This is a genomic window from Pseudomonas sp. NFR09 (assembly GCF_900111535.1).
In the GTDB taxonomy this organism is placed as follows: Bacteria; Pseudomonadota; Gammaproteobacteria; order Pseudomonadales; family Pseudomonadaceae; genus Aquipseudomonas; species Aquipseudomonas extremorientalis.
Genome location: NZ_FOIH01000016.1, coordinates 76027 through 89425 on the forward strand (window position 1 = coordinate 76027; position 13399 = coordinate 89425).

The 13399-nt window shown below is 61.5% G+C and carries 15 protein-coding genes; all 15 read right to left on the reverse strand.

All coding sequences use genetic code 11. The features are described 5' to 3' along the window. Window positions 1-37 precede the first annotated feature (37 nt). A complete protein-coding gene (locus tag BMX59_RS28025; protein ID WP_092242570.1) occupies window positions 38-1039 on the reverse strand; it encodes an ADP-ribosylglycohydrolase family protein in 1002 nt (333 codons plus the stop codon). Beyond that, a complete protein-coding gene (locus tag BMX59_RS28030; protein ID WP_092242568.1) occupies window positions 1036-1749 on the reverse strand; it encodes a GntR family transcriptional regulator in 714 nt (237 codons plus the stop codon). The genes BMX59_RS28025 and BMX59_RS28030 overlap by 4 nt, the downstream gene beginning before the upstream one ends. Window positions 1750-1819: 70 nt before the next feature. Then, entirely contained in the window at window positions 1820-2380 is a 561-nt protein-coding gene (locus BMX59_RS28035) for a DUF1285 domain-containing protein (protein WP_093128122.1), read from the reverse strand. Window positions 2381-2396: 16 nt separating this feature from the next. After that, entirely contained in the window at window positions 2397-3002 is a 606-nt protein-coding gene (locus BMX59_RS28040; RefSeq protein WP_071490494.1) for a DUF4823 domain-containing protein, read from the reverse strand. A gap of 143 nt (window positions 3003-3145) precedes the next feature. After that, a complete protein-coding gene (locus BMX59_RS28045; RefSeq protein WP_071490495.1) occupies window positions 3146-4114 on the reverse strand; it encodes a GTP 3',8-cyclase MoaA in 969 nt (322 codons plus the stop codon). A 115-nt stretch (window positions 4115-4229) separates the two neighbouring features. After that, a complete protein-coding gene (locus BMX59_RS28050) occupies window positions 4230-4883 on the reverse strand; it encodes a TetR/AcrR family transcriptional regulator (protein ID WP_071490496.1) in 654 nt (217 codons plus the stop codon). Window positions 4884-5331: 448 nt separating this feature from the next. Continuing rightward, window positions 5332-6117: a TatD family hydrolase gene (locus BMX59_RS28055; protein WP_092242558.1), complete on the reverse strand. Its 786-nt coding sequence runs from the start codon at window positions 6115-6117 to the stop codon at window positions 5332-5334. A 63-nt stretch (window positions 6118-6180) separates the two neighbouring features. Continuing rightward, a complete protein-coding gene (locus BMX59_RS28060) occupies window positions 6181-7170 on the reverse strand; it encodes a DNA polymerase III subunit delta' (RefSeq protein WP_093128124.1) in 990 nt (329 codons plus the stop codon). After that, entirely contained in the window at window positions 7163-7795 is a 633-nt protein-coding gene (gene tmk, locus BMX59_RS28065) for a dTMP kinase (RefSeq protein WP_093128127.1), read from the reverse strand. The genes BMX59_RS28060 and tmk overlap by 8 nt, the downstream gene beginning before the upstream one ends. Window positions 7796-7814: 19 nt before the next feature. Beyond that, on the reverse strand, window positions 7815-8960 hold the full coding sequence (gene mltG / locus BMX59_RS28070) for an endolytic transglycosylase MltG (protein ID WP_071490500.1): 1146 nt from the start codon (window positions 8958-8960) through the stop codon (window positions 7815-7817). A gap of 1 nt (window position 8961) precedes the next feature. Further along, window positions 8962-9777 (reverse strand): aminodeoxychorismate lyase, encoded by an 816-nt coding sequence (gene pabC, locus BMX59_RS28075; protein WP_092242545.1) that lies wholly within the window; start codon window positions 9775-9777, stop codon window positions 8962-8964. After that, on the reverse strand, window positions 9777-11021 hold the full coding sequence (gene fabF, locus BMX59_RS28080; RefSeq protein ID WP_093128129.1) for a beta-ketoacyl-ACP synthase II: 1245 nt from the start codon (window positions 11019-11021) through the stop codon (window positions 9777-9779). Before fabF ends, pabC begins: the two co-directional genes overlap by 1 nt. 128 nt (window positions 11022-11149) lie before the next feature. After that, window positions 11150-11386, reverse strand: coding sequence for an acyl carrier protein (gene acpP, locus BMX59_RS28085; protein ID WP_003175607.1), 237 nt, complete (start codon window positions 11384-11386; stop codon window positions 11150-11152). A 191-nt stretch (window positions 11387-11577) separates the two neighbouring features. Then, a complete protein-coding gene (fabG, locus tag BMX59_RS28090) occupies window positions 11578-12321 on the reverse strand; it encodes a 3-oxoacyl-ACP reductase FabG (RefSeq protein ID WP_015885432.1) in 744 nt (247 codons plus the stop codon). A 25-nt stretch (window positions 12322-12346) separates the two neighbouring features. Beyond that, complete coding sequence (gene fabD, locus BMX59_RS28095; protein ID WP_092242539.1) at window positions 12347-13285, reverse strand: ACP S-malonyltransferase; 939 nt, start codon at window positions 13283-13285, stop codon at window positions 12347-12349. Window positions 13286-13399 lie beyond the last annotated feature (114 nt).

Consider the following 13399-nt stretch of genomic DNA (forward strand, 5'->3'; position numbering starts at 1 on the left):
GGCAGGTATACAAAGCGAATCTTCCGGTCGTCCTGACTCAGCGCATTTTCAACAGCTCTTGAACCAGCGATTGCAGATCCAGGCCATTGACCTGCTTGACCTGTTCGATCATCGCCTCGGGCCAGCACTGCATGCCCAGGCACGCACCGAGCATGGCGCCGAGAATCGCCGCGATGGTGTCAGTGTCGCCGCCAAGGCTGGCCGCCAGGCACAACGCCTCGAAGGCATTCATTTCGCCCACCGCCACTTGCTGGGCCAGGGCGAACGACACCACCACCGACTCCTGGGACGCGACGGAGGTGCCGATCAATTCGTACAACAGGTCGGCGAACAGGGCCTTGTCACCGCTGCCGACGCTCAAGGTCCGCGCCCAGCTGATGCGCGTGGAAATCCGCCCACCAGCGATCCAGTGACCATGGCCTTCGGCCTGCTGGGCAACCTGGGTGCCGATGTTCAACGCTTCGCCCAGGTCCACGCCGTTGATGCCGGCCGACACCACCGCCGCCACCGCCGCCGCGCTGGAAATACCCAGGGTGGTGTTGTGGGTGACCTGGCAGGCCTGGATCACCGCCTGGATAAACTGCGCCGGGTCGCTGACATCGGCGGCAATCCCCACTGGCGTGATGCGCATCGCGGCGCCGTTGGTGGTGCCGTAGCGGCCGGATTCTTCCGGGGTGTGGCCGGCGAGGATCATGTCGATCGCACGCTTGGTGGAGGGGCCGAGCAAATCCTGCGAGCCCTTGGCACGCATCACCGCTTCCCAGTCGATCAGGCGCTCGGCAAGCACAGTGGGTTCGATCTTGCCTCGGCCTTCCACCAGCAACTCGCCCACCAGGATGGCCTGTTCGGTGTCATCGGTGATGGAGCCGGCGGGCATGTTCGGTGCGATGGGCTGGTCGGCATCGGCGTTTTCCAGGCCGGTGATGGCACCGAAACGCGCACGCACCTGTTCGCGGCTCAAGGACTGGGTCGGCATGCCCAGGGCATCGCCCAAGGCCAGGCCGTAGAACGCGCCGAGGGCGCGATTGAGCGGGGTCATTTCGAGTTTCCAAATTGCAGGTGCAGGCGAAAGTGCAGAGGGTCGAGCAAGCTTTCGACATACTCCATGAAACGTTCGCGACGGTCGTAGGTGGTACGCGAAGCCTTGAGGAACACCGTGCCGGCTGGGCGGCCAAGCAACTCGGCATCTTCATCGCTGAGGGGCTCGGCACCGATCCATTGGTCCCCTTCGGCGCCGACATATCCGTAGGCGGCCAGGGTGATGGTCAGGGAATTATCGATCAGGCCTACTCTTGGCAGGCCCTCCAGGCCTCCGGAAGCGGGCATCAGCGAGCGTTCCAGGGACACGGCAGTGCCATCGGTAGTGCGACGGCGGCGGTCGAGGGCAATAAATTGGTCGCTGCCGAAACGGCTGAGCAGGTCCGGGCGGGTCACCGCTTCCAGGCGCAGGATATCGGTGTTGACCTTCGCACCGGTGTCCGCCAGGGCCTGGGCCCAGCCACTGCGCTGGTCGAGCACCATGCCGTCAAAGGTCACGATGGAGCCGACGCCGCTCTGGGTCGCGATGTAGTTGCGCCGCTTGAGTTCGGCCAGGGCCTCGCGCAGGGTGCCGCGGCTGACCGCGAACTCCTCGGCCAATTGGTGCTCGCCCGGCAGCAGGAAACCGTCGGCCATCACCCCACCCTCGATACGGCGGATGAGCTCGTCGACGACGCGTTTTTTCTTATCAAATCGAACATGTCTAATCATGTACAAATTGATAACGCAAAGCGCCCATGTGCAGCAAGCGAATTATTTCAGGGAGATGATAAAACCGGCTTCAGGGCTCCAGGCCAATAGGGAAAAACTCCCCTGCGCTCCAGACGCCCAGCCAGTTCTGACCGTTGATCGGACGGCTCACTGCCAACTCCACCAACTGGTAGAACGCATTGCGGTGCACCAGGGCTTCGAGGTTGCTGCGCACTCGCAGATAGGGTGCAGGCTCCTGGGTCACAGGATCGATCACCACCCGCAGCGGGTGTTCGAGGCCGGCTTCGACCTGGTCATCGACGTTGGTGGTGAAGCGAAGCACCTGGCTTTCGCCCTGCCCTTCGACTTCCAGGGTAATGGCGACAAACGGTGCATCATCGACGGTGATGCCGACTTTTTCCACGGGGGTAATCAGAAAGTAATCATCGCCATCACGACGGATGATGTTGGAGAACAGCTTGACCATCGGCTTGCGCCCGATCGGCGTACCTTGATAGAACCAGGTGCCATCACGGGCTATGCGCATGTCGATCTGGCCGCAGAAGTCCGGGTTCCACAGGTGCACCGGGGCCGGCCCCTTGCCCTTGGGCAACTGGGCCAACAGGTCGTTGGCCTTGGCGGAATCGGTCATGGGGTTCTCCTGGGTCTTATGGATTGCTCATCCCCAACAGGCCGCGGGCGTACTGCGCCAGGGGGCGGGCAATCAGATCTTCTGGCTTGTTGTCGTGAAACGTCAGTAAACCGCCACGACTGCGTATACGTGCAGTATCAATCAAATACTGGGTGCTGGTCTCGATCAACATGATCTGGATGACGCCGCTGTCCAGGCCGACGCGGTCGAGGGCTTCCTGGTCGGCCCATTCATCCGCGTTGCCGATGCGGTCATCCGCCTTAGCGAAACGGCAGTACAGCAGGTAGTGAGCCCCCGCCGCACGGGCTTCGGCCATGGCCTGCTCCAGGCCTTCAGGCTGACGGGCGCGGCGCACCATGGGGAAGTACTCGACAAAGCCATTGAAGGCTTCTTCGGCCACCACGTTCGGCCGCGGGTAGGCACTGCCCGGCGGCACAAAGGCGCCCTGGGCGATAAAGACAAAGGAGTCCGGCTGTATGCGTACCGAGGCGGTACGGCGGGTATCGCTGTGGTCCAGCAAACCGGCGTCGCTCATCTGATAGCGGGTGCCTTCGGCCATATCGCTGACGGTCATGCAGCCACTCAGCGTCAACGACGCCAGCAACAAAACCACACTACGCATCCTAATCCTCCAGAAGCCGGTGACGGAAAACCGGCGAATGGGCGTGTGATGCAGGTTTTGCGCCATTTGGCAGCAACCTATAACAAATGTGGGAGGAGCTTGCCCCTTCCCACAGTTGGTTGTGTGCTGGCTTGGCGGGTTGGTTAGCCGCCGATGATTTTCATGATGGTGGCGCCGCCAGAAAAAGCCACCTCCTGCTTGTCACCCAACGCCTTCATCAACAGCCCCTGCAAGGCCGGGAGTGCTTGATGGCGCGGCTTGTCCAGCAGGTCGCCGACGTAGTGACGGTTACTCGACGACAGGCAGCCATGCAACCAACCCGTGGACGACAAGCGCAACCGTGAGCAGGTGCGGCAGAACGGTACGCTTTCGTTGGCGATCACACCAAAGAAGCCTTTACCGGGGATTTCGTAGCGTACGGCAGTGGCATCCACAGGCGCATTGGCTTGCAGGTATTCATGCTGCTCACCGATCAAACCCAGCAGTTGTTGCAGGCTGACAAACTGCTGCAGGAACGCGTTGGAGTCCTTGGCCAGGTGGCCCATGCGCATCAACTCGATAAAGCGCAGCTCGTAGCCACGCTCCAGGCAATAGTCGAGCAGCGGCATGACCTGGTCGAGGTTCTGGCCGCGTAACGGCACCATATTGACCTTGATCTTGATGCCGGCAGCGCGGGCCTGGTCCATGCCGTCGAGCACAGTGGCCAGGTCGCCACCACGGGCAATGCTGCGGAAGGCATCTGCGTCGAGTGTATCGAGGGACACGTTGATGCGCTTGATCCCGGCTTCCACCAGCAACGGCAGCTTGCGCGCCAGCAATTGGCCGTTGGTCGTCAGGCTGATATCGCTGAGCCCCATCCCCCCCACGGCGCCCATGAACGCTTCCAGCTTGGGGCTGACCAGCGGCTCGCCGCCGGTGATGCGCAGGCGGTCGATGCCCGCCGCTTCGATCAGGTATTCCACACCACGGGCCATGGCCTCGGCGGAGAGTTCGTCCTGGGCAGCCACCAGCCGCTTGCCGTTAGGCACGCAGTAGGTACACGCGTAATTGCAGGCTGAGGTCAGGCTGATCCGCAAATTGCGAAAACGCCTGCCTTGACGATCAACGATCATGGATCACTCCGGCAGAGGATGATTCGGGCGCGCTAAAAGCTGACTGATAAATCAGCTTTTAGCAAGAGTCCATGCCTGAGTATATTCCTGGGGTACTACGCGTGGCAGCAAATCATTACGTGGCAGGCGTTTCTGCCGGTGGCTGCTCACTGCTGTGCTTGCGCTTGTTGCCCATGCGCACACCGATATCCATCAAAAACTGGAAGAAACCTTCCTGGTCTTCCAGTACGTTGCTCCAGAACGGCGAGTGGTACAGCGCCACGGCACCGTGGACCAAGGCCCAGGCGGCGCAGTAGTGGAAATACGGCGGCACATCTTCGAGCTTGCCTTCGCTGATGCGCCCCTTGATCAGCAGAGTCAGGCGCTCGAAGTTCGAGGCGCGGATCTTGTGCAGTTCCTCGACCATCTCCGGCACCTGGTGGCCCTTGACCACCTTCTCTTCCAGCCGGTCGAACAGGCGATAGCGCTGCGGGTCACGCATGCGGAACTCGAAGTAGGCACGGGACAGGGCTTCCTTGTCCTTGTCGACATCGGCCGAGTGCAGCAACTCGTTCAAGTCGCGCTCATAGTCGAGCATCAGGCGCAGGTAGATCTCGGCCTTGGACTTGAAGTGCTTGTAGATCGTGCCTTTGCCGATACCCACGGCATCCGCGATCATCTCGACGGTGACGCTGTCTTCACCTTGTTCAAGGAACAGCTTGAGTGCGGTGTCGAGAATTTCCTGCTCACGGCGGCGAAACTCACGGACCTTACGGGGTTCTTTGTGCATGAGGAAGAGGTCTGCAAAGGTCGGATTAGGGAGGGTTGCGCAGGGCCACGGATACGTGGCGATACGATTTACCCGGTGCGAGGGATTATCCCGACTGAACGGTCGTTGGGCAATGTCTATGTGAACCCGGAATGCACTTTACTTTCAGCACGCCAACGTTTTCATAGATATCAGTCAGAAATAATACGCAACAACTGCACCCGTGCACCGGCCTGATGAGAACTCAAGCGAAGCGCGCGTATTCCAAATCTGTTTAAAAAACGATCAGCCGCGACTGGACTGAATCGGATACTGATCAATACTTGAACTGTCGGCGTGACATCTCCCCCAAGTGAAGCGCCGACCTGGGTACCAACGGACCGCGTACCCTTGTTTTACTCCTAATGGTCTTAACCCGGATTCCCCCCCCAGAACCCGGGTTTTTTTTGCCTGCGATTTGGCCCTCGCGTTAAGAAGCGACGTGGGCCAGTGGGAAAAGGCGCTTGAAGTTTTCGGTAGTCTGCTCGGCAAAACGCTCGTAGGACTCACCGCGCAGCATCGCCAGGTAATCCGCCACGTCGCGCACATACTCCGGCAGGTTCGGCTTGCCGCGATGGGGGATGGGAGCCAGGTACGGGGAATCGGTTTCCACCAGCAGGCGGTCGGCGGGCACCTGGCGTGCGACATCACGCAGGGCGTCGGCGTTGCGGAAGGTGACGATACCCGACAGCGAAATATAGAACCCCAGGTCCAGCGCCGCCTTGGCCATGTCCCAGTCTTCGGTAAAGCAATGCAACACGCCAGCCTGGGGCAATGCCGCTTCGCGCAGCAGGGTCAGGGTGTCGGCACGGGCGCCACGGGTGTGGACGATCACCGGTTTGCCGGTCTGCCGGGCGGCTTGCAGGTGCAGGCGGAACGAAGCCTGCTGCAACTCGGCGGCTTCGGGTTCGTAGTGGTAATCCAGGCCGGTTTCGCCAATGGCCACCACGCGCGGGTGATTGAGTTCACCCAGCAGCCAGTCGAGTGCCGGGGCTTCACCGGGCTTGAGGTCCAGCGGGTGGATGCCCACCGAGCAATCCACATCGGCATAACGCTCGGCCAGGGATTTGACGTCCGCTGCATTCTCCGCGCTGACGCCGATGCACAGGAAGTGCCCTACCCCACGCTGGCGTGCGGCGTCGAGGGCAGCGTCAAGGGAACCGCCGTGCTGGGCCAGGTCGAGGCGGTCAAGGTGGCAGTGGGAATCTACAATCATAGGAATCTACAACTTCAGTCACGAAAAGTGTCTGGCCGACGATACACCCGCCGGCCACGGAAATTAACGGCGTCCGAGCAAACCGACCCATTGCACCAGCAACGCTTCAAGCAGCAGCACGCGGTTGAGGTTGGCCTTGCCGAGCACCTTCTGGCGCTGGGCGAGGATCCAGTCCTGGATCGCCAGCACCTTGTCCTGGGCACTTTTCTGCGCCAGGTACTGCACCACCTTGCGCATATCCGGCAGGCCCAGACCGTTTTCATCCTGGGTCAGCTGGTAGCGCAGGATCAGGCTTGACCAGTCGCAGAACCAGTCGAACAGCAACAGCAGGGGGATGTCCTTCCAGGCGTTTTCTGCCAGCTGGGTGGCGGACACTTCCTGCTTGATCAGTTTCTTGACCCCCTCCACCACCAGCGCCCGTTGTTCACGCACGCCCTGGACCTGCAGCTTCACCGCCGCCAACGGCGAACCGGCGGCCAGGGTCAGCAACTCGACCCGTTCGTCCTGGGAGCACTCCGGCAACGCCTGTGCCAGCCACGCAAGACTCATGGCCTCGCTTGGCAGCGGGCACGCCTGCTGCACGCAGCGGCTGCGGATGGTCGGCAGCAAACGGCTGGACTGGTGACTCACCAGCAACAACACCGTATCGCCGGACGGCTCCTCCAGGCTTTTGAGCAAGGCGTTGGCAGCATTGATGTTCATCGCCTCCACCGGCTCGATCAGCACCACCTTGCGTCCGCCCATCTGTGCGGTCTGCACCACGAAGCTGACCAGGTCGCGCACCTGGTCGACCTTGATTGCCTTGTCGGCTTCCTCGGGCTCCAGCAGGTAGTTATCCGGGTGGCTGCCAGCCTTGAGCAGCAGGCAGGATTTGCACTCGCCGCAGGCCTCAAGATTGATCGGGCGCTGGCACAGCAGGCTTGCCATCAGGCGCTCGGCCAACGCTCGCTTGCCGATCCCCACCGGCCCATGCAACAGGTAGGCGTGGGCGTGCTGGGCACGGCCGGCCAGTTGTTGCCACAGGCTGTCCTGCCACGGGTAGGCTTCAGCCACGGGCGCGCTCCAGCAGTTCGGGTAGCAGCGCGTCGATGGCCTGCTGCACCTGCGCCAGCGGCTGGGCTGCATCCAGCAGGGAGTACCGCGCGGGCTCCGCCTTGGCAAGTGTGAGGAATGCACTGCGTACCGCGTTGAAGAACCCATCGCCTTCCAGCTCGAAGCGGTCCAGGCGGCCACGGGCGCTGGCACGGGCCATGCCGACTTCCACCGGCAGATCGAACAGCAAGGTCAGGTCAGGGCGCAAGTCGCCTTGGACAAAGGTTTCCAGAGTGGTGATACGCTCCACGGACAAGCCCCGACCGCCGCCCTGGTAGGCGTAGGTGGAATCGGTGAAACGGTCACAAATCACCACGGCACCACGGGCAAGGGCCGGACGGATCACCTCGGCCAGGTGCTGGGCACGGGCGGCGAACACCAGCAGCAGCTCGGTGTCCGGGTTCATCTGCTCGTCACCCGGCGCCAGCAGCACATCGCGGATACGCTCGGCCAGCGGCGTGCCACCGGGCTCACGGGTCAACACCACCTCGATGCCTTCGCTGCGCAAGCGCTCGGCCAGGTAATCGCGGTTGGTGCTTTTGCCGGCGCCTTCGGGGCCTTCCAGGGTAATAAACAAGCCAGTCACAGGCAGTCCTTAGTCAGAATTATTGCGGGCTTTGCGGCGCGGTAGCGTCCGGAGCAGGGTCAGCCGGCTTTTCTACCGGCGCCTCGGCAGGCACATCCGCCGGTGGAGTTGCGTCTTCGGCAGGCTTCACTACCGGCGCCGGGCTGGAGCGGTAATCGGCGCGTCGCTTGAGTTGGAACTCACGCACGGCGGCATTATGCGCATCCAGGTTATCCGAGAAAATGTGGCTGCCATCGCCACGGGCAACGAAATACAGGCTGCTGCCCGGCACCGGGTTCAGCGCGGCATGGATCGCCTCGCGGCCGACCATGGCAATGGGCGTCGGCGGCAGGCCGGCGACCATGTAGGTGTTGTAGGGATTGGCTTCCTTGAGGTGCGCGCGGGTCAACTTGCCGTTGTAGCGTTCACCCAGGCCGTAGATCACCGTCGGGTCGGTCTGCAGCAGCATGCCGACCTTCAGGCGCCGCACAAATACCCCGGCAATCTGCCCACGCTCTTCAGGCACGCCCGTCTCTTTCTCCACCAGGGAGGCCATGATCAGCGCTTGGTAAGGGTCTGTGTAAGGCGCGTCGGCAGCGCGCTTGCTCCATTCCTGGGCGAGTACGTCGTCCAGGCGGTTGTAGGCTTTCTTCAGGAATTCGACGTCGGTCATGCCACGCACGAAACGGTAGGTATCGGGGAAGAACCGCCCTTCTGGAAACACGCCAGGGTGACCGAGCTTGTCCATGACGTCGCTGTCGCTCAGGCCCGAGAGGGTCTGCACGATCTTTTCATGCTTGGCCAGGGCCGAGCGTACCTGGCGGAAGTTCCAACCTTCGACCAGCGTCAGGCTGTATTGCACCACTTCGCCACGCTGCCACAATCCGATCAAGCCTTGCGCCGTCATGCCGGGCGTCATGCGGTATTCGCCGCTGTGCAATGGCTGGCCGTCCAGGTTGAAGCGCCAGTACAAACGCAACCAGAAGGCACCGTCCAGTACGCCGTCAGCTTCCAGGCGATTGAAGGTGCCGGTGGGGGTCGCCCCTGCCGGTACGTCGAGCAATTGCTCCTGGGTCAGCTTCAAGGGCTGCTTCAGGGCAGCGTCGTATTTCCAGGCGCCATAACCCAACAGCAAAGCCGCCGAGAACAGACCGATCAGCAGCAGTACAACCAGTTTTCGTATCAACTCAAATTTCCAATAGCGCGCGAACAATGCCCTGCAGTTTACGGGTGAGCGGGCCAACCGACCAGCTCATCGCAGCGCACTCGCGCACCGGCCAAATGCCATAAACGCTGTTACACACGAAGACTTCGTCGGCTTGCTGCAACTGCTCGACACTGATGTCGGCCACGGCCACCGGGATGCCCAGGGTCTGTGCCTGGGCCAGAATCTCGGCGCGCATCACCCCGGCCACGCCGCAACGTGTCAGATCAGCGGTTAGTAACAAGCCGTTGCACACCAGGAACAGGTTGCTGAACACGCCTTCGATCACACGACCGGACACATCCAGCATCAAGCCTTCAGCGTGCTTGGTGTCCTGCCACTCGGCGCGGGCGATCACCTGTTCCAGACGGTTGAGGTGCTTGAGACCAGCCAGCAACGGCTGTTCGGCCAAGCGCGTGGCACAGGGAAACAGGCGGATGCCATCGGTTCCATGAGCACTGGGATAAGTAGCAGGCGGGCTGCCCTGCAAGATACGGCGCACCGGTGCGCCAGGGTGGATGCCATAACCGCGCAGGCTGTCGCCACGGGTCAGGATCAATTTGAGGACACCCTCGCCAAGGGCGGTGGCGTAGGCCAGCACTTCGCTGCGGATCACCATCGGATCCGCAACCAAGGCGAGGCGCCTGCAACCCTCGTCGAGGCGTTGCAGGTGACGGTCGAGCAGCACCGGCTGTCCGGCCTTGACGGCGATGGTCTCGAACAGCCCATCGCCATACGCCAGGCCGCGATCTTTCAGGGGCACGCTGTCCGCTGGCTGACCGTCGACCCAGCTGTGCATCACTCGGCGAACCGGCGGAACACCAGGGAACCGTTGGTACCGCCAAACCCGAACGAGTTGGAGATCGCCACGTCGATCGGCATCGGCTGCGCTTCGTGAGGCACGAAGTTCAGGTCGCAGCCTTCGTCAGGCTCATCCAGGTTGATGGTCGGCGGCGCGACCTGATCCTTGATGGCCATCACACTGAAGATCGCCTCGACCGCGCCCGCCGCACCCAAGAGGTGACCGGTCATGGACTTGGTGGAGCTGACCGCCAGCTTATAGGCGTGCTCACCGAACACCGACTTGATGGCCTCGGCTTCCGCCAGGTCGCCCGTAGGAGTCGAAGTCCCGTGGGCGTTGATGTACTGCACCTGGTCCGCATTCACCTTGGCATCGCGCAGGGCGTTGGTGATGCAACGCGCGGCACCGGCACCGTCGGACGGTGGCGAGGTCATGTGGTAGGCGTCACCGCTCATGCCAAAGCCAATCAGCTCGGCGTAGATGGTGGCACCACGCGCCTTGGCGTGTTCCAACTCTTCCAGCACCAGGGCGCCGGCACCGTCGGACAGCACGAAGCCATCACGGCCTTTGTCCCATGGACGGCTGGCGCGGGTCGGCTCGTCGTTGCGCGTCGACAGCGCACGGGACGCGCCGAAGCCGCCCATGCCGAGGCCGCAGGCCGCCATTTCGGCGCCACCGGCGATCATCACGTCGGCTTCGTCATAGGCGATATTGCGCGCCGCCATGCCAATGCAGTGCGTGCCGGTGGTGCACGCCGTGGCGATGGCGTAGTTAGGTCCCTGTGCGCCCAGGTGGATGGACAGGAAACCGGAAATCATATTGATGATCGAGCCCGGGACGAAGAACGGCGAAATTCGACGAGGGCCGGAATCGTGCAACGTGCGGCTGGTTTCTTCGATATTGGTCAAACCGCCAATACCCGAACCCATGGCCACGCCGATGCGGTCACGGTTGGCGTCGGTGACTTCCAGACCGGCATTACGCACAGCCTGAAAACCGGCTGCCAGGCCGTATTGAATGAACAGGTCGAGTTTGCGGGATTCCTTGACCGAGAGATATTCCTCGACATTGAAACCCTTTACCGAGCCGCCAAAACGGGTGGAATAGGCAGAAAGGTCCGTGTGTTCGATCAGACCAATACCACTGCGGCCAGCCAGAATGCCCTGCCAACTGCTTGGCACATCCGTGCCCAGTGGCGACAACATACCCATACCGGTGACTACGACGCGTCTACGCGACACAGCACTCTCCTTTTTCTAATGACGACACTTTTGCTTCAGCGCGTACTTTTCATCAGGGCTAAAGAAAAAACCGCACGCCGTTACAGCAGTGCGGTTTTTCCCTGACAGCAAGCGACGACTACAAACTATTACGCCTGGTGGCTAGTAACGTAGTCGATAGCAGCTTGAACAGTAGTGATTTTTTCAGCTTCTTCGTCCGGGATTTCGGTCTCGAATTCCTCTTCCAGAGCCATCACCAGCTCAACGGTGTCAAGGGAATCGGCACCCAGGTCTTCTACGAAGGAAGCAGTGTTGACCACTTCTTCTTCTTTAACGCCCAGTTGCTCGGCGACGATTTTCTTGACGCGCTCTTCGATGGTGCTCATACCTTGTTTAACTCCTAATGGACAAATTCAGGCAGCTGGCCAGTGGGTAAGTGTATAGAAAGCCTTTTCAGCTTTTCAACTGAAAGCTTCATCCTGTACCCGGTCGGCCACCTGCCTATAAATTAAGTTGCAGCTTTATAACGGATTTTAGACAGCTCGTATGACATATTTTTGAAGCGATCCGTCACAATTTAACTCATGTACATCCCGCCGTTCACCGGGATTGTAGCCCCAGTCACGTATGCCGCACCGTCGGATGCCAGGAAAGTGACCACATTCGCGATCTCTTGAGCCTGGCCCAGACGGCCCAGCGGAATCTGCGTCAGCAACGCTTCACGCTGTGCTTCCGGCAGTTCGCGGGTCATATCGGTGTCGATGAACCCTGGAGCCACCGAGTTGACCGTAATCGACCGCGAGCCGACTTCACGCGCCAATGCACGGCTGAAACCTTCCAGACCGGCCTTGGCGGCTGCGTAGTTTACTTGGCCTGCGTTGCCCATGGCACCCACTACGGAGCCAATATTGATAATTCGGCCCCAACGCGCCTTGGTCATACCGCGCAAAACGCCCTTGGACAGGCGAAACAGACTGTTCAAGTTGGTGTCGACCACGTCGTACCACTCGTCGTCTTTCATGCGCATCATCAGGTTATCGCGGGTGATACCGGCGTTATTCACCAGAATCGCCGGCGCGCCGAACTGTGCGGTGATCTCGGCCAAAACGGCAGCCACGGATTCATCGCTGGTCACGTTCAGTTCCAGGCCGGTGCCTTGCACGCCGTTTTCCTTCAGGGTCGCGGCGATACGCTCGGCGCCCGAGGCGGAAGTAGCGGTGCCGATCACAACAGCGCCCTGACGGCCCAGCTCCAGGGCGATCGCCTGGCCAATGCCACGGCTTGCGCCGGTGACCAGTGCAACTTTACCTTGCAGACTCATGCAGGCTTCTCCTAAGTTCAGGGATTCAGGCCAGTGCCGCGCGAGCGGCAGCAAAGGCGTCAGGGGTATTGAGGTTGGCAGTCGACACGCCGTCGGCGCAGCGCTTGTTCAGGCCGGCCAGGACTTTACCCGGTCCACACTCAACCAGTTCAGTCGCACCATTGGCGGCCAGGGTCTGGACCGATTCAACCCAGCGTACCGGCTTGTAGAGCTGCTCCAGCAGATCGCGCTTGAGGGTTTCGAGGTCGGCAGCCACGGCGGCGCTGACGTTCTGCACCAGCGGGATCTGCGGCGCCTGCCAGTTGATGGCGGCGATGGACTCGGCAAAACGCTCGGCCGCCGGGCGCATCAGCTCGCAGTGCGACGGCACGCTCACCGGCAACGGCAACGCACGCTTGGCGCCACGGGCCTTGCAGCCTTCGATGGCACGCTCAACGGCAGCCTTGGCACCGGCGATCACCACCTGGCCCGGGGAATTGAAATTCACTGCACTGACGACTTCGCCCTGGGCCGCTTCGGCGCAGGCTTCGATCACCACGGCGTCGTCCAGGCCCAGGATCGCGGCCATGCCGCCCTGCCCGGCCGGAACGGCTTCTTGCATCAGCTGGCCACGACGCTCGACCAGCTTGACCGCCTCACCCAGGGTCATGCTGCCCGCTGCCACCAGGGCGCTGTATTCGCCCAGGCTGTGGCCGGCGACGAATGCAGGGCGTGCGCCGCCTTCTGCCAGCCACAGGCGCCACAGGGCGATCGAGGCGGTCAGGATGGCCGGCTGGGTTTTATCGGTTTGATTGAGTTGCTCTTCCGGCCCCTGCTGGGTCAGTGCCCACAGGTCGTAACCCAGGGCGTCGGAAGCTTCCTTGAAGGTGTCCAGGATCAGCGGGTATTGCGCGCCCAGCTCGGCCAACATGCCGAGGGACTGCGAACCCTGCCCTGGAAAGACGAATGCGAGGGATGTAGACATGTAACAAGCCCCTAATGATCTGGTCGTCAAAAATGCGCACTCCTACAGTGGGAGCGCACGAAACTGACAGATTGGATGGTCAATTGAACTGGCCGGTCACATTTAAGCACTCCC